This window comes from Bacillus sp. EB106-02-03-XG38 (assembly GCF_058792175.1).
The window spans coordinates 864,661-881,223 of sequence record NZ_JBYTED010000001.1 but is presented as its reverse complement, the minus strand read 5'-3'; the positions used below and the strand labels follow the sequence as shown (position 1 = coordinate 881,223).

At 32.1% G+C, this 16,563-nt stretch carries 12 protein-coding genes and 1 pseudogene; 10 read left to right on the top strand and 3 right to left on the bottom strand.

What is annotated here, in order from left to right; genetic code table 11:
* Positions 1-122: 122 nt before the first annotated feature.
* The 5 genes from AC3WTI_RS04475 to AC3WTI_RS04455 all read left to right on the top strand — a co-directional run bounded on the left by AC3WTI_RS04475 (position 123) and on the right by AC3WTI_RS04455 (position 8,571).
* Complete coding sequence (locus tag AC3WTI_RS04475) at positions 123-1,826, top strand: M4 family metallopeptidase (protein WP_097841095.1); 1,704 nt, start codon at positions 123-125, stop codon at positions 1,824-1,826.
* 463 nt (positions 1,827-2,289) lie between these two features.
* Positions 2,290-4,860 (top strand): type I pullulanase, encoded by a 2,571-nt coding sequence (gene pulA / locus AC3WTI_RS04470; RefSeq protein ID WP_097841094.1) that lies wholly within the window; start codon positions 2,290-2,292, stop codon positions 4,858-4,860.
* A 467-nt stretch (positions 4,861-5,327) separates the two neighbouring features.
* The gene (locus tag AC3WTI_RS04465) at positions 5,328-5,927 is read left to right on the top strand and encodes an undecaprenyl-diphosphatase (RefSeq protein WP_087956176.1); all 600 of its coding nucleotides are present in this window, start codon (positions 5,328-5,330) and stop codon (positions 5,925-5,927) included.
* A gap of 527 nt (positions 5,928-6,454) precedes the next feature.
* Positions 6,455-7,882, top strand: a complete 1,428-nt coding sequence (locus AC3WTI_RS04460) for an ABC transporter permease (RefSeq protein WP_097841093.1) — start codon at positions 6,455-6,457, stop codon at positions 7,880-7,882.
* A gap of 11 nt (positions 7,883-7,893) precedes the next feature.
* Positions 7,894-8,571 (top strand): ABC transporter ATP-binding protein, encoded by a 678-nt coding sequence (locus AC3WTI_RS04455; protein WP_087956178.1) that lies wholly within the window; start codon positions 7,894-7,896, stop codon positions 8,569-8,571.
* Positions 8,572-8,971: 400 nt separating this feature from the next.
* On the opposite strand, the pseudogene bla reads toward AC3WTI_RS04455, so the two are convergent.
* The 3 genes and pseudogenes from bla to AC3WTI_RS04440 all read right to left on the bottom strand — a co-directional run bounded on the left by bla (position 8,972) and on the right by AC3WTI_RS04440 (position 12,498).
* Positions 8,972-9,910, bottom strand: a pseudogene (gene bla, locus AC3WTI_RS04450) (class A beta-lactamase).
* Between the two features lie 457 nt (positions 9,911-10,367).
* On the bottom strand, positions 10,368-11,840 hold the full coding sequence (locus AC3WTI_RS04445) for a sensor histidine kinase (protein WP_097841092.1): 1,473 nt from the start codon (positions 11,838-11,840) through the stop codon (positions 10,368-10,370).
* A complete protein-coding gene (locus tag AC3WTI_RS04440) occupies positions 11,833-12,498 on the bottom strand; it encodes a response regulator transcription factor (RefSeq protein ID WP_087956180.1) in 666 nt (221 codons plus the stop codon). Before AC3WTI_RS04440 ends, AC3WTI_RS04445 begins: the two co-directional genes overlap by 8 nt.
* A 449-nt stretch (positions 12,499-12,947) precedes the next feature.
* Between AC3WTI_RS04440 and AC3WTI_RS04435 the strand changes: the two genes are divergently transcribed.
* The 5 genes from AC3WTI_RS04435 to AC3WTI_RS04415 all read left to right on the top strand — a co-directional run bounded on the left by AC3WTI_RS04435 (position 12,948) and on the right by AC3WTI_RS04415 (position 16,490).
* Positions 12,948-13,640, top strand: a complete 693-nt coding sequence (locus AC3WTI_RS04435) for an HAD family hydrolase (protein WP_097841091.1) — start codon at positions 12,948-12,950, stop codon at positions 13,638-13,640.
* A 171-nt stretch (positions 13,641-13,811) separates the two neighbouring features.
* Positions 13,812-14,183: a DUF4180 domain-containing protein gene (locus tag AC3WTI_RS04430; RefSeq protein WP_097841090.1), complete on the top strand. Its 372-nt coding sequence runs from the start codon at positions 13,812-13,814 to the stop codon at positions 14,181-14,183.
* A 105-nt stretch (positions 14,184-14,288) separates the two neighbouring features.
* Complete coding sequence (locus tag AC3WTI_RS04425; RefSeq protein ID WP_142286464.1) at positions 14,289-14,792, top strand: MepB family protein; 504 nt, start codon at positions 14,289-14,291, stop codon at positions 14,790-14,792.
* A gap of 138 nt (positions 14,793-14,930) precedes the next feature.
* The gene (locus AC3WTI_RS04420; RefSeq protein ID WP_097841089.1) at positions 14,931-15,698 is read left to right on the top strand and encodes an arylamine N-acetyltransferase family protein; all 768 of its coding nucleotides are present in this window, start codon (positions 14,931-14,933) and stop codon (positions 15,696-15,698) included.
* 138 nt (positions 15,699-15,836) lie between these two features.
* Positions 15,837-16,490: a YdeI/OmpD-associated family protein gene (locus AC3WTI_RS04415; RefSeq protein ID WP_097841088.1), complete on the top strand. Its 654-nt coding sequence runs from the start codon at positions 15,837-15,839 to the stop codon at positions 16,488-16,490.
* Positions 16,491-16,563 lie beyond the last annotated feature (73 nt).

The following is a 16,563-nucleotide window of genomic DNA, read 5'->3' as shown; positions in this document are numbered from 1 at the left end:
TCCTTACAGTATGTAATTTTGCATAATGTTACATAAATTGTGTATTTTCCCTTTTTTTCGACAGAAACAGCAAGTATACTTTGTACAAGCTTTCTATTTTAAAAATTATACGAGGTGAAAAAATGAAAAACAAAAACACATTAACTAAGGTAGCTTTAACGACAGGCTTAGCTTTAACAGCTGTAGCACCATACGGATTAGGTCATGCTGAAGAAACAGATCAACTACAAGTTCAAATTCAGGAAGAATCGTTCCGTTCGGGTGAACTTACACAACCGTCAAAAAAGGCACCAGAGAATGTAGTAAAAGATGCTCTGAAGGAGAAAACAGAACAAGCTCTTTCTCCGAAGCAAGTCAATGGAGAAACAGGAGTAGATTATAAAGTTCTTCAAAAACGTGGTTCATATGATGGGACTACACTTGTACGTATACAGCAAACATACGAAGGAAAAGAAGTATATGGTCATCAATTAACTGCACACGTAGATAATAACGGTGTTATTAAAAGTGTTTCAGGTGATAGCGCGCAAAATTTAAAACAAGAAGAATTGAAAAAACCTATTAATCTATCAAAAGATGAAGCAACACAATATATTTATACGAAGTACGGGAACGATATCAATTTTATTTCTGAGCCAGAAGTGAAAGAAGTTATTTTTGTTGATGAAAATAATGGACAAGCTAGCAATGCATACCAGGTTACATTTGAAGCTGCAACACCAAACTATGTTTCCGGAACTTATTTAGTAAATGCACAAAATGGTGATATGTTAAAAAATATGGTACAAGAATCTAACTTAAAAGCAAGTGAAAAACTAGTTGGAGCATTAAAGAAAAGTAAAAAAAGCAATCTTACATCATTAACTGGAACAGGAAAAGATGATTTAGGTATATCACGTACATTTGGTATCTCTAAACAAAGTAATGGCAAATATGCACTTGCTGATTATACAAGAGGCCAAGGAATTGAAACATATGATGTAAATTATAGAGATATTACGAAAGAAGAAAGCTATTATCCTGGTACATTAGCAACTAGTACTTCGACAACATTTAACGATCCAAAAGCAGTAAGTGCACATTACTTAGCAACAAAAGTATTTGATTTTTATAAAGATAAATATAAGCGTAATAGCTTTGATAATAAGGGACAAAAGGTAGTTTCAGTTGTACATGCTTGGGATTCCGGAGATACGAATGATCCGAAAAATTGGCAGAATGCTTTAAGTGCAAATAATGGAAGTATGCTTGTATATGGAGATCCTATCGTCAAAGCATATGACGTAGCTGGCCATGAATTTACACATGCTGTTACTTCTAGCGAATCTAACCTTGAATACTATGGTGAATCTGGTGCGATTAATGAGGCGCTATCTGATATTATGGGAACATCTATTGAGAAATACGTTAATAATGGAAGCTTTAACTGGACGATGGGAGAACAAACTGGATCTGTTTTCCGTGATATGGAAAACCCGGCTTCTGTTCCATCTTCACTTGGTGTACCTTATCCAGATGATTACAGTGAATTTAATGATTTTAATGGATGGGATCAAGGTGGCGTTCATTTTAATTCAAGTATTATTAATAAAGTTGCGTATCTTATTGCAAAAGGTGGAACTCATAACGGTGTAACCGTTAAAGGGATTGGCGAGGATAAAATGTTTGATATCTTCTATTATGCAAATACAGATGAGTTAAACATGACTTCTAATTTCAAAGAATTAAGATCAGCATGTATTCGAGTGGCGACGAATAAATATGGTGCGAATACAGCTGAAGTTCAAGCAGTTCAAAAGGCATTTGATGCAGCAAAAATTAAATAAGTTAGAAATATAGTTTTCATTCATATATTATTACATTATGAAAAACAGCTACTGTCATTTTAAAGATAGTAGCTGTTTTTTTGCAGCAATGTATGTGCGATAATAAAGCTATCTATCTTCAATAAGTTACGATAAATATATAAGGAATAAAATTTAAAAACTGAAAATTAATAATATATTGACCTCTTGATAGGAAGTACTATAGAATGAAAGCGATAACAAACGTTTGCTTTAAATGATTTCCCTGATTTTTTTAGTATTTACAAATATATGAAGACATCAACAAATCTATTTTTTTGAATATTAATGCAAACGTTTTCGTATTAAAAAGATCATTGAAATCCATATGTAAAAATAACCAATATGGGGGTGAAGTAAAAGAGATTTCTAGATTAATTTAAATAGTGTAATTTAGTATGAGCATAATAAATTGTGCCTACTATTTAAAGAAAGGGTGTATGTGGTGCAAATGATAAAAAGATTAGTGAACAAATCAGTTTTATTACTTACTATAATCGTTATGTTATCATCTATTTTCTCTTTACAAAGTGTAAAGGCAGTTTCAAATTCGAAAACAACTGAAGTTATCATTCATTACAAAGAGCAGTCTGGAAATACAAAGAACTGGAACCTTTGGACATGGGGAGAAAATGCAAATGGTAAATCATATGAATTTACTGGTGAAGATGAATTTGGAAAGTACGCTAAGATTAATATAGATGGTGAATATAATCGTGTAGGATTTATCATTCGTACAAATGAGTGGGAAAAAGATGGTGGCGATCGTTGGATTGAAAATATAAAGGACGGTCGTGCTGAAGTGTGGATTCTTTCTGGTGATGATAAAGTATATAATTCTAAGCCTTCTGCGGATCTATCCATTCAAAAAGCATCTATTGATAGTTTCAATGAAATTACTGTAACGACTACTGTCCCGTTTCATATTAAGGAACGGAAAATTGAAATTGAAGGCATTAAAATTAAGGATATTAGTCCTTATGATAGAAACAGTGGAAATGTTACGAATAAGTTTAAAATAATTACGGAGCAGAAAATTGATTTAAAACAATCATACAAAGTTAAAATCGAAAACGTAGCTGATACGTATACGGAAATTGGTAAAGTCATTCGTAGTGAGGAATTTGATCATTCATTTTATTATGGTGGTAACGATTTAGGTAATATATATACGCTACAACATACGAAGTTCCGTGTATGGGCTCCTACCGCGAGTGAAGCGAAGTTAGTTACATATAAAAAATGGAACGATAAAATAGGCACTGAAATAAACATGCAACAAGGGGAAAAGGGCACTTGGAAAGCAGAACTAAAAGGGAACCAAAAAGGGCTCTTTTATACGTATAAGGTCAAAATCGGTGATAAGTGGACAGAAGCAGTTGATCCGTATGCACGTGCTGCTTCTGTAAATGGAGATAAAGGGGCAGTTGTTGATTTAAAAGAAACAAATCCCCCAAAATGGAAAGTAGACAAAAAGCCAAAATTTAAAAACCCGGAAGATGCTATTATTTATGAATTGCATGTACGTGATCTTTCTATTCAGCGCGAAAGTGGCATTAAGCAGAAAGGGAAATATTTAGGGGTAACAGAAAAAGGAACAAAAGGGCCTGAAGGTGTGAAAACAGGACTTGGTCATATAAAAGATCTTGGTGTTACGCACGTTCAGCTTTTACCGATATTTGATTATGCATCAGTAAATGAAGAGAATTTAAACGAACCACAATATAACTGGGGATATGATCCGAAAAACTTCAACGTTCCAGAGGGATCCTATTCTACAAATCCATATGAGCCTACTGTTCGAATAACTGAATTAAAGCAAATGATTCAAACACTGCATGATAATAATCTTCGTGTTGTGATGGATGTAGTATATAACCATATGTATAATGCTGCTGAATCTAATTTTCATAAGTTAGTTCCAGGTTATTATTACCGTTACAATGAAGATGGAACATTTGCAAATGGAACTGGAGTAGGAAATGATACAGCTTCAGAACGAAAAATGATGAGAAAATTCATGGTGGATTCGGTCACATATTGGGCAAGAGAATATAACTTAGACGGATTCCGTTTTGATTTAATGGGTATTCATGATTATGAAACGATGAATGAAATACGTAAAGCTATTAATCAAATTGATCCTTCTATTATACTGCATGGAGAAGGCTGGGATTTAAATACACCTCTTGCAGCTGAGTTGAAAGCAAATCAAAAAAATGCGGAGAAAATGAAAGGGATTGCCCATTTTAACGATAATATACGAGATGGATTGAAAGGTAGTGTGTTTGAGGAGAAAGAAAATGGCTTTGTAAATGGAAAGGACAACATGGAAGACCGTATTAAAAAAGGCATTACAGCAGGCATTAACTACGATATAAATTCGTCTACTTATCAAGATCCGGAGCAGGTATTAACTTATGTGGAGGCACATGATAATCATACATTATGGGACAAACTTGAGTTGACGAATCCAGGTGATAGTGAAGAAACGCGAAAACAAATGCACAAATTGTCTTCTTCGATTTTATTAACATCACAAGGGATTCCATTCTTACATGCGGGACAAGAGTTTATGCGCACAAAGTATGGTGATCATAACAGTTACAAATCTCCTGATTCAATTAACCAAATGGACTGGTTGCGCCGTGCAGCATTTAATAATGAAGTAGATTATATGAAGGGCTTAATAGAATTACGCAAAAAGTATCCAGCTTTTCGAATGACATCTGCAGAACAGATTAAAAAGCATATAACTTTTATCGATGTTCCAAAAAATGTTGTCGCTTATAAAATAGATGAAAAGGTAAGTGGGAATAAAAGCGAATACTTTATGGTGGCTCACAATGCAAATAGGGAAGACATTGACATAACGCTTCCATCAAAAGGTCCTTGGAAAGTACTAGTGGACGGTAAACTAGCAGGTAGTAAAACACTTTATGTTGTCCATGATAATAAAATTAAAGTTCCTGCGTTAAGTTCATTAGTTTTAAAAACAGAGAAACCAATTAAATAAATTCAAAAAGCGAAGTGAAGGTTGTTTTCACTCCGCTTTTAAAATTAAAACGATATAATTTCACGTACTGTAATTTTATTACAATCCAATGAAAAACATAAATAAAAAGGAGAAGACTCACCAAGGTTCTTCTCCTTTTTATTGTGTAATTAGGATGATCATTGTTACAGAACCATATAAAGAAATATCGATATAAACCTAAAGTTACAAGAGGTTTGAAAATAGCGAAAGGCAAGACGATGAATCCATTTACTAAGTGACGAGAAAATGACAAAACTGTAAGAATGCACGAATGTTTGTAAGAAAGTTCGATGTTTTCCTTTTTCTTTTTTTATTAAAGTGAAAAAGAAGAAAGCGATGTCATAAGAGGTTAGTATTTTTAGATGAGTACAATAACCAAAACTATTCATGTAATGAAGGTATATGGCAATCAGTAAAACAACTTACTAAAAAGGAGGGATTTGAAAATGTCTTTTTCACAATTCAATATTGATATTTTCCGAGCAATTAATAATTTAGGCAAACAATATTCATTCCTAAACTCAACCATGGTATTTTTGGCAGAATATACGGTATATATTTTTGCTTTAATTATTTTAGCTTATTGGTTTACTGGGTCCAGAAAAACTAGGGTGATGGTTATACAAGCGATGGTTGCTTTTGTAATTGCTGAGGTGATTGGAAAAATAGCAGGGAAATTCCATCTAAATTATCAACCGTTTGCAGTATTGCCTGATGTTAATAAACTTGTCGACCATACTGTAGATAATTCATTTCCTAGTGACCATACGATTCTCTTTTTTTCGATATGTTTTTCGTTTTGGCTTGTTCGTAAAAAAACTGGATGGTTATGGCTTACACTTGCATTTTGTGTAGCGATTTCTCGTATTTGGGTAGGAGTTCATTATCCTTTCGACGTTGCAATAGGGGCTTTAATAGGATGTGTTTCAGCATTGTTTTCTTATTGGTTAGTACCAAAATTTTCTTTTATTAATCAATTGCTTACGCTATATGAAAGAGTAGAAAAACATGTTTTACCATCCAAAAATAATTCAAAGGGATTTTGAGTATAGAAGTATAAAAAAGACTTTATCCTTTCCTATAATTCAACAGAAAGGATAAAGTCTTTTTCGTTTTATCGATATTGCAAAATATTAGATTGATAGTGATGTATCGGGACTCTATAGTTAAATATAAGTTTCTTCAACTCTATCCAACCATTCAAAATAGCTTATTTTTTATTAAAGGATGCACCTTTTAAAATGACGTGATTTCTATGAGAAACATTAAAAGATATCTATATATGTTCCTCTATATTTATTGCATAGAAATTACACAATAAATATATTTTTCATCTTACATACATTAAATTAAGCCCAACTTTCTTCTTTTTCTATAAGTCCTTTAAATGGACAAACTTCTTACCAATATTCAAAACCGCCTACGCTTTTAGAATGTTTTTTCGGTTTTTCTTGATTAGGTCAATGAATAACTACACATAAACTCCTTATATCTATAGATAAACTACCGATTAGCTCCATATAGACTCTAGATAACATATATAGAATACAAGTTATCAAGGAGGTAAGAAAAAATGAATTTTATGAAACGCGCAATTCTCAGTATGAAAAAAAGGATAGGAACATCATTAATTTTGATGGCAGTATTTCTAATTGTTACAAATTTGGTTCTTTCAGGATTCACAATCCAAAATGCATCAAAAAAGGCAGCTGATGCTGCAAGAAAAAAACTAGGTGCAGATGTTACTTTAGGTCTTGATTTTGACAAATTAGGTCAAAAAGCTAGAGAAACTGGAGAAATGCCAAAACCGCCGCAACTCAATATAAAAGAAACAGATCAATTAGCGAAGTCAAAATATGTAAAAGACTATAATTACATAACTAACACTTTCGGAATTTCTGATGGACTTAAACTAGTAGGAGCCTCAGATGAAGAAGAAGGGAAAGGTAAAGTGGGAATGGCGGCTGTACGAGGCGGTTCAAGCTCAGGAACAGAAATAGATATGAATGCATCTTTTACGATTGAGGGAGTTCGCAAGACAGCATTACAAGAAAGCTTTAAAAACGGAAAAAGTAAAATCATTGAGGGAAAACCAATTACAGAACAGATGAAAAATCAGAATGTAGCTTTAATGGAAAAACGATTAGCGGAATTAAACAATTTGAAAGTAGGAGACAAAGTAAAAGTGCAATCAGGAGATAAGAAGGAAACCCTCGAGATTGAAATTATCGGTATTTACGAAACGAATGAACAAGCAATGGGTCAACAGGCCCCTCCTATAATGGATCCAGCTAATAAACTATATATGCCGCATTCAACTATGAAAAAATTAAAATTAGATCAAGGTATAAATAGTGTTCAAGTCGTGTATTTCTTGAATGATCCACAATACATTGATGCATTTAAAAAAGAAGCAAAAAAATCTGATATTGATTTTAATTATTTTAAATTAGATGCACATGATTCATTGTACAAACAAATGATTGGTCCTATCCAAAATATCTCTTCTACTTCTCAAATGATTATTTATATTGTATCGATTGCAGGTGCGATTATATTAGGGTTAATCATTATGCTATCAATTAAAGGCCGACGTAAGGAAATGGGGATTCTGTTATCTATTGGAGAGAAAAAGTGGAAACTGATAGCGCAGTTCGTAGTAGAAGTAGTATGTATCGCTATTTTGGCATTTGGATTATCCATAACAACAGGAGCCAAAGTTTCTCAATATATGGGGGATAATTTACTTTCGAGTGAAATCGCTATAGCAAGCGAAGAAACAGCCCCCCCGCAAAATGGAACTGTAATGGTGTCTGGACCTGGTGGCACGCTACAAAATCAAAAAGAAGATCCGATTGATAAAATTGATGTAAGTGTAACAGGAGAAGATGTAGGAAAAATGGGAGGGATTGGACTAGCTATTGCTATAATAGCAACGCTTCTTCCGGCATTATCTATTCTACGTTTAAACCCAAAACAAATTCTTTTAAAAGATGAATAAGGAGGCTTAACATGGAAACGATTTTACAATTTAAAAATTTGGATTATTATTATGAAAGTAATGGGAAAAATGTAGCGATACTAGACAATGTTAACTTTTCTTTTCAAAAAGGGCATTTCTACACGATTTTAGGACCATCTGGGTCTGGTAAAACTACAACTCTAAGCTTAGGTTGTGGACTGGATGTCCCTAAAAATGGTTATGTACTGTATAATGGCAAAGATATTCGAAAAATTGGTTTGGATCGATATCGTAATCAAAATGTATCTGTAATTTTCCAATCTTATAATTTGATTACTTATATGACTGCTCTTCAAAATGTCCTAACAGCGATGGAAATTACAGGTGTTAAAGTGAAAAATAAGACGGTAAGGGCATTAGAATTATTAGAGAAAGTAGGACTCACAGAAGTAGAAGCGAAACGAAACGTCTTGCAACTAAGTGGCGGGCAACAACAACGTGTAGCAATTGCTCGAGCATTATCTTGCAATGTTGATTTACTTATTGCAGATGAGCCGACGGGAAACCTCGACGAAGAAACGGCAATGGATATTATAGAACTGTTTCAAGAACTTGCACATAAAGAGCATAAATGTATTATTGTTGTAACGCATTCACAGGAAGTTGCAAAAAAATCCGATCGTGCAGTGTATTTAAGTAAGAAGAAGTTGGTCGTAAACCAAATCTAATACAAACATCTTAGTTTTAGAATTCACATAATTTTCAAAAACTAACTATTTCAAAAGTTTATATTTGATATATAATAAAATTAAACCATAATAAAAATGGTCTCCCTGTATTGAATGTGAAGATAGTTTTTTGTTTCCTTTTTAACAATATTTGAAAAAGAACTTGTAGGATATTCTACAGGTTCTTTTTGTTATGATTAGTTACCTAAATGATTCGAAAGTGAAAGACCATTCTGGTGTGGTGGCATCTTCAATAAGATTAAGATGAGAGTTTGATTAGATCAGAAGGAGGATATTGCCTCCTTCTTTGCCTAAAAACATGCTTACATTTCTTGGTGTTTAGATAAAGTAGAAGTCTTTCAAACTATATGTGCTGCAAAATAGGAACGGCTTAAACTCTTTACTTTGATTTATTCTTTACTTTTAAAGAATCTAACACTATTTTAGTTGCGTCCGCAATAAGTTTATCCTCATATTTCGCATCCTCTTTAACATGATTAGAAAGTACCGCAAGAACAATTGGCTTTTTATTTGGTGGCCAAATAATTGCGATATCATTTCTTGTTCCATAAGACCCAGAGCCAGTCTTATCGGCTACTTCCCATTCTTCTGAAACTCCAGCACGGATTAAGTTATCCCCCGTAGTATTTCTTTTCATCAAATCTATTAAAAAGTTCCGTTTCTCAATTGGAAGGATATCACTTAGCGCGTAAGTTTGAAGACTAGTAGCTAATGCCATTGGGGTACTAGTATCACGAGTGTCACCTGGCTGCACTTCATTTAATTCTGGTTCAAAACGTTCAGGATTTATAACAGAATCTCCTATTTCTCTTAGTGATTTTTTGAATTCACTTGGCCCACCTAATTGTTTAAGAATAAGATTTTGTGCAGTATTATCACTATATCGAATGGAAGCATCTGCAAGCTCCTTCAGAGTCATACCTGTATCTACATATTTTTCTGTAATTGGATTGTAATTCACAAGATCTTTGCTGGTATACTTAATTTTTTGATCTAAATCTTCTATTGATTTCTTTTGTAACAGTGCTCCAACAGCAAGGGCTTTGTGGGTAGATGCGTATGCAAAGCGTTCATCTGAACGATAAGTAACAGTTTGATTCGTACCTGTGTCCAATGCATAAATACCGAGTTTAGCATCATACTCTTTTTCAAGCTTTACAAAAGAATGCCTACTTGTATTTTCTTGTTTGGCTTGTTTCGGTGGTTAGGATTGAATATTACTATTGGAACAGCCTATAAGCGTTACACATGAAAGTAATACTGCAGGGAGCACCTTTTTATAATGTGCAATGTGAAAAAACTTCTTTGAAACTATCATACATTTTCAACCTCTTTCAAGAATATATGGATTTTGTATACCTATACAATTAACAAATGCACTGGATAGCACTCCTCTTGTATTTCTTATATTACAAAATTAGAGGACTATCAAGAACACCTTTTTTATACGTAATAGACAATCTAAGGGACACATTTGTTCCATTTATGATTAAATTTTTTAACATACCTATTAACTTTGTTTTTAAGCATCGCAAACTCCATTTTTTGAACTTCACCTAATTTAATATGGATTTAGATTGAGTTTTTCTTGTAACGGGAATTTCAATTGGATAGCCCATATATAACAACTTCGTTTCGGATAGAATAAGTAATAACAACTACTGATTTCATTTTAAAGTTGGATGGTAGAAATAAAGATCTAAAAAAAACGAAAAGTCCACTTATTGATTCCTAATAAGATTATACTTGCTACAAAAACAAACAAACTCGTCCTACTAAGAGGGGAGTTTGTTTGTTTGTTGTTTAGATAAAGGAATCTTCATGCAAAATTGCACACTTTGTTCCATATTTTTTATAGAATACTTTATATTTAGCGTTTCAAGAATTTGTTTAACAATATATAGCCCCAAACCACTTCCTCCGGTATTTCGGTTCCTAGATTTTTCAATTCGATAAAATGGTTTGAAAATTTGTTGTATATCATCATTTTTAATATTGATACCTGTATTAATAATTTGCATTTTAATTTGACCTTGTTTAGGATCCTTACTTAACTTTATATAGACTTTTTCATTATTTGGTGAATACATAACTGCATTATGGATAATATTTTTACATGCTTTTTCAAAAAGGACACGATCTGTATAAACAGAAAGGTCAGAGTCAATTTCTTTTATTATTTGGATGTTTTTTTGAGAAGCGAAAAATTCGAGATCTTTTGTGATTGTACCTATTAACTTTGAAAGATTAACTTCTTCTATTTTTAGTTTAAAAGTGTGTTGTTCTAACTTTGACATACTTAAAATTTCACGAACTAGTTGTTCCATACTTTCAATAATTTGATGATTTTTCTTTAAATATTGATCACGATTTTGATAAGGGCCAATATTGTATATCATCCCTTCTAAGTATCCTTTCATTACAGTAAGAGGGGACTTTAATTCATGTGCTACAATGGCAAAAAACTCTCTGCGTTTTGTTTCTATTTCTCTTTCTTTTTCAATATCATTTTTTAATTGTTCATTTGCTTTTTTCAAATCAGACATAGCTTGTTGTAAGTTAATAGACATGTCGTTCAAACTATTAGATAATTCTCCTAACTCATCTGTAGAGCGAACCTCAATTTTTTCGGAGAAATCTAAATTTGCCATCTTTTGTGCACCCTCATTAATATAAATAAGTGGCTTTGTAATAAATCTGGAATAGAAATAAGCACTCCCTATACCAATTACGAGCACGATGATACTAATATAGGGAAGAAAGCGCACTAATACTTGCGAAGCTTCATCAATCGGTTGAAATGTTGCGAACACTACAAGCGTTAAACTACCATCTTGGAATTGAATTGGTTCCGTAACATTATATGAATTGCTAATGGTACCTGCATTCTCAAATCGTGTGGCTTTAGTAACTACTGTTGTTTGTGTACCACTTTGAATAAAAGAAAATGAAGGCGAGTAAATAATAACTCCTTCTTTATTTTGAAGCGAAAGCATCGCGTTATTTTTTTTTGCGTATTCATCAAAAAGTGGTATCGCATCTTGAAACGTAAGATCTTTGGACTTATCAATTATTTCTTTTATCCCTGTTTGAAGTTGATCTGTTTTGTATTGCTCATAAAACGTAGGGAGAAAGAAATATAAAGTTAAATAAATCAACACTGCAAAGGATAACAAAATGAGGGATGTAGTCATAAAGAGTTTATAAGTAATTTGCTTCATCTTCATGACTTTTAAAATTTTATTCATCAACTTTATAACCAATACCTTTTATTGTTTTAATGTAGGGGATAGCTAGTTTTTTACGTAGATTTTTAATATGTGTATCTATTATTCGTGTTTCTCCAAAATAATCGTATCCCCAAACTTTTTCTACGATATTTTCTCTTGTAAGTACTTTTCTCTCATTTTGAAATAGTAGTTGTAGAATTTCGAACTCTTTTGTCGTTAACAAAATTTCAACATCATTTACATATACTCGATATGCATCAACATCAATGCACACTTCTTTAAATACCAAATGATTATTTACATTTTTATCATAACTTCTTCTAAGTACAGCTTCGACTCGTCTAATCAAAACATGAAACGAAAAGGGTTTTGTTATATAATCATCAATCCCAAGATCGAACCCTTTCATTTGATCTTCCTCTTCTTCTAACGCAGTTAGCATAATAATTGGTATATTTGACTGACTTCGAATCATTTTAGCAACTTCAAATCCATTAAGATTGGGCATCATTACATCTAGAAGAACTAAATCAAAGTATTGCTTATTAAATTGTGTCATACCCTCTAGTCCATCTGAAGCAACTACCACTGTATACTGTTGTGTCATTAAAAATTGTTTAATTAATTCCTGAATTTCTTGATCGTCCTCAACCACGAGGATATGATAGTTTTTCATAATATCACCTCTGGTAGTCATTATAGCCGTACTATCTGTAGTTTATGTGGAGATACAGTAGGAAACTTCATAAGACATTTAACATATTAACTCCATTTTTCAAAATTGTGTATTCTCCGTAAAAAAGTATTATTACCCATATTCCCTTTTTATGGAGAAATATTTGTGTGCATAAAAAAACTTATCATATAAAAAACTGAACGATTAATATTTACGAAAAACTAATGTATACTAATGTAAAACGTGCGTAGTTTTTTAAATTTTTCGAAAATGCATTTTCGGAACTTTAATAGAAGGAAGAAAGGGAGATGAATTTAAATATAAAAGAAGCCAGCGAAATTCTAGAGCGTACGCCACAAACTTTGGAGTTTTTTTGCTAATTTAGTAAAGGCCTAAGGTGCGAACTAAGGATTTTTTAAATTATGTGAGAAAGGTTGTGAAATTATTTAATGGGTTATAAAGCGATGTTATTTGATTTAGATGATACGTTACTAGATAGGGATAAGGCAGTAGATAGCTTGTTTTTATTAGTTTTAGAAAAGTGTTATGAGGATGTTAGTGATACAGTTAAAAACACTATGTTACAGAAATTCAAAGAATACGATAAAAGGGAATACAGTATTAGCAATAAAACGATAGTTTTAGAATCATTATTTGATGAATTCGCGCCGAAACATAGATTACCAAGCAATTATATCCAAGATTTTTGGAATGAAAATTTCCCTAAATGTTTTTCTTTAGACCAAAATACTATTCGTTTCTTAAATCATATAAAGAGGCACTTTAAAGTTGGAATAATAACAAATGGCTCAACTCAAAGGCAAAAGGCTAAAATAATTAATACGAATTTAAACAATTACTTTGATACAATCATTATTTCTGAAGAAGTGGGTTTGAGTAAACCTGATAACCGTATATTCGAACTAGCATTAAACAAGCTTAATGTGCAACCAGATGATGTATTATTTGTTGGAGATGACTTAGAAAAGGATATTGCTGGTTGTCAAAATGCAAATATAAAGGGCGTATGGTTTAATCCTCAGATAATCAAGAACATTACTGAAATACAACCGTATGCCGAGATTCATACTTTGGATAGTTTGTTAAGTTATGTTACACCACAATACTTTTATAATAAGTAAAACCAGTCTCGATATTTAATAATTTCATTGACCGTATTAGTAATATAAATAATCTATATTTAAAATAAAAAGAGGCTACTTTATTCACAGTCTCAAATTTGAATTATGATTACTATGAAGAGCTGCAATACAAGTTTACTCTTACTGTGTAAGTATAAATGGGGTGGGACTATGGAAATAAAGAAATTAGTTATCCATGGAATAAATATTGCTGTCATAAAAAACGATAAGGTATTAATTTCCGATGTTCAAACTGCATTGGATCTTATGGCAACAGTTCAATACGAGGTAGATTCGAAACATATTATCATCGACAAATCATTAATAAGCGATAGTTTCTTTGACTTAAAAACACGCCTTGCTGGTGATGTTCTTCAAAAGTTTATAAACTACAGAGTAAAGATTGCTATCATTGGAGATTTCTCTATGTATACTAGTAAAAGCTTAAAGGACTTTATATATGAATGTAATAAAGGAAAAGACATTTTTTACTTAGCAACTGAACAACAAGCAGTTGAAAAACTAAGTACGTTAAAACAATAATAATACACCCGTAAAATCTCCCTCTTTTTCACATCACTTATTATTTACAACATATAAGAACTGATGTTTGTGATAAACTAAGAGGTGAATAAAGGGGGAATTTTCTTGAATAAATTTAATGATGTAATCCGGAATTTAAACAATTTGGTTTACAAACCTAACAACTTAATGATTACGAAACTAAAAGAAGAAAAGCAAAACGCAGAATATGCAGGATGTTTATTTCACTTAAATGATAAAAGTATTCGTTTTAGAATATCAAAAATTACCCCTAATAAAATCGGGCAATTTGTTTCTTTTTGGGAGAAAGATGACAATATGTATAATCAAGCATTTTCTTATGACGCTGCGCCTGATTTATTAGTTATCACTTGTATAGATGATAATAAACTAGGACAATTTATTTTCCCTAAAGAAATTTTACTTAAAGAAAAAATATTGAAAACGCAAAGTCAAAAAGGCAAGATGGCTATGAGAGTTTATCCAGTTTGGGATACTCCTGTTAGCAACCAAGCTAAAAAGAGCCAAATGTGGCAACTTCAATATTTTGTTGATTTGAGTGATCATAATCATTTACCTATAGACAAACTATTACATTTGTATTTGTAGCTGCTTTTCTTATGTAGTCTTGTGAGCCGAACTTTTTGTACCGGTACAGTTAAACGAAATGTACATTGTTTCAGTACTCCATCAAAATTACAATCAGCATATACTATTTTAACTTATACATGTTAAGGGGTGCTGACTATGACAAGTCTACAAGAAAAGATGTTTACAAGATTGAATCTTGCAAACCGTAATGAAGTGAAGTTTGAAGAATTAAATACAATTCTTTTTTCATTTGCACACACTATACCATTCGAGAATTTAGATGTTATAGCACGTAATGCGAATACAATTACTATGGAAAATTTACAGAATAAAATTTTAACTATATCCCGCGGCGGACTTTGTTATGAATTAAATACTCTTTTTTACTACTTTTTACAAGATTGTGGTTATGATGTACAGCTTGCACTTGGTACTGTATATAAAAATGATATAAACGCATGGGCACTTGAGGATGGGCATATAACAATTATTTTAAATCATGATAACGTACGATACTTAATTGATGTAGGTATTGCTTCTTTAGTACCTTTAATCCCTGTACCTTTTACTGGAGATTCTGTTTCCTCTAAAAACGGTACGTATCGAGTGAAAAAACGAGACACGAGTAAAGGAAATTACGTTCTAGAAAGAAAAGATACAAACGGAGAGTGGAAAGTTTGCCATGCTTTTTATAATCGTATCATTGATGAGGCAGTAGTGAACGATGTTCAAAGAAGAGTAATAGAAGATGAGAAATCTATTTTCAATAAGGGCCCAATCGCAGTCAAATTAACGGACTCTGGCCATGTCACTTTAACAAATACTAGTTTAACTGAAATCATTCATGGTGAAAAAGTGAAACGTGAAATTACAGAAAATCTATATAGAGAGCTTTTATTTACTTTATTTGCTATTGAGTTGTGATGTAACGAATAACTAGCCGGTTCTTATGCAGAATCGGCTACTTTATTTTAAAACTACTATTAAAGTTTGATTTTCTTAATAGATATAATACACTAGAACAGTATGAACAATGAATTTTGAATGTAAAGGAAGATTTTTATGTCAATTATTGATAAATTGAAACTTAATAAGTATACAAATATGGTCGTAATTAATGAACCTAGTGATTATGACATTTTTACAGGGGAAGAAACTGCATTTTCCAAAGGTCACGATGCCATTTTTGTTTTTGTAGAAACACTTGATGAAATGGTGAAACAAACGAATTATATTGTTAGTAATGATGAATTACTAATTGAAAAAGGCTATATATTCTTCGCGTATCCGAAAAAAGGTAATTCTCGTTATAGTACGTTTATTCACCGTGATGAGATGTTTCCTGCATTATGCGTTGGCGAAGATGGGTATGTAGGACAGAGTGATATTAAATTTGCACGAATGGTAAGTATGGACGATGTTTTTACTGTTGTAGGTTTAAAGCGTGAAAAGAAAAAAGAGAAGAAAAAGCCTGCTATGAGTCAATGTGTTGCTGATTATGCAGATCGTATTAAAGATGTTGAAGCATTATTGGTTAACCATCCGAATGAACTTACGTTTTATCAAAGTTTAACACCTGGATATCAAAAAGATTGGGCACGTAATTTATTTTCTGTAAAACAAGAAAAAACACGTGATAAACGTCTTGAGAAAATGATTGAAATTCTTTCACAAGGATATAAAACAATTGAATTATTCCGTAAGAAGAAAAAATAATGAGTAGGAAAGTCACAATGATGCAACAATTAATTATGCTTAGCACATTGAAAAAAGGATTCCTTTCAGTATA

Bases quoted from the DNA above. Each gene is read 5' to 3' on its own strand.
- AC3WTI_RS04445 (WP_097841092.1), bottom strand. From the start codon at position 11,840: ATGAATAAAATTTTAAAAGTCATGAAGATGAAGCAAATTACTTATAAA.
- AC3WTI_RS04440 (WP_087956180.1), bottom strand. From the start codon at position 12,498: ATGAAAAACTATCATATCCTCGTGGTTGAGGACGATCAAGAAATTCAG.
- AC3WTI_RS04465 (WP_087956176.1), top strand. From the start codon at position 5,328: ATGTCTTTTTCACAATTCAATATTGATATTTTCCGAGCAATTAATAAT.
- AC3WTI_RS04435 (WP_097841091.1), top strand. From the start codon at position 12,948: ATGGGTTATAAAGCGATGTTATTTGATTTAGATGATACGTTACTAGAT.
- AC3WTI_RS04455 (WP_087956178.1), top strand. From the start codon at position 7,894: ATGGAAACGATTTTACAATTTAAAAATTTGGATTATTATTATGAAAGT.
- AC3WTI_RS04420 (WP_097841089.1), top strand. From the start codon at position 14,931: ATGACAAGTCTACAAGAAAAGATGTTTACAAGATTGAATCTTGCAAAC.
- AC3WTI_RS04415 (WP_097841088.1), top strand. From the start codon at position 15,837: ATGTCAATTATTGATAAATTGAAACTTAATAAGTATACAAATATGGTC.
- AC3WTI_RS04475 (WP_097841095.1), top strand. From the start codon at position 123: ATGAAAAACAAAAACACATTAACTAAGGTAGCTTTAACGACAGGCTTA.
- AC3WTI_RS04430 (WP_097841090.1), top strand. From the start codon at position 13,812: ATGGAAATAAAGAAATTAGTTATCCATGGAATAAATATTGCTGTCATA.
- AC3WTI_RS04460 (WP_097841093.1), top strand. From the start codon at position 6,455: ATGAATTTTATGAAACGCGCAATTCTCAGTATGAAAAAAAGGATAGGA.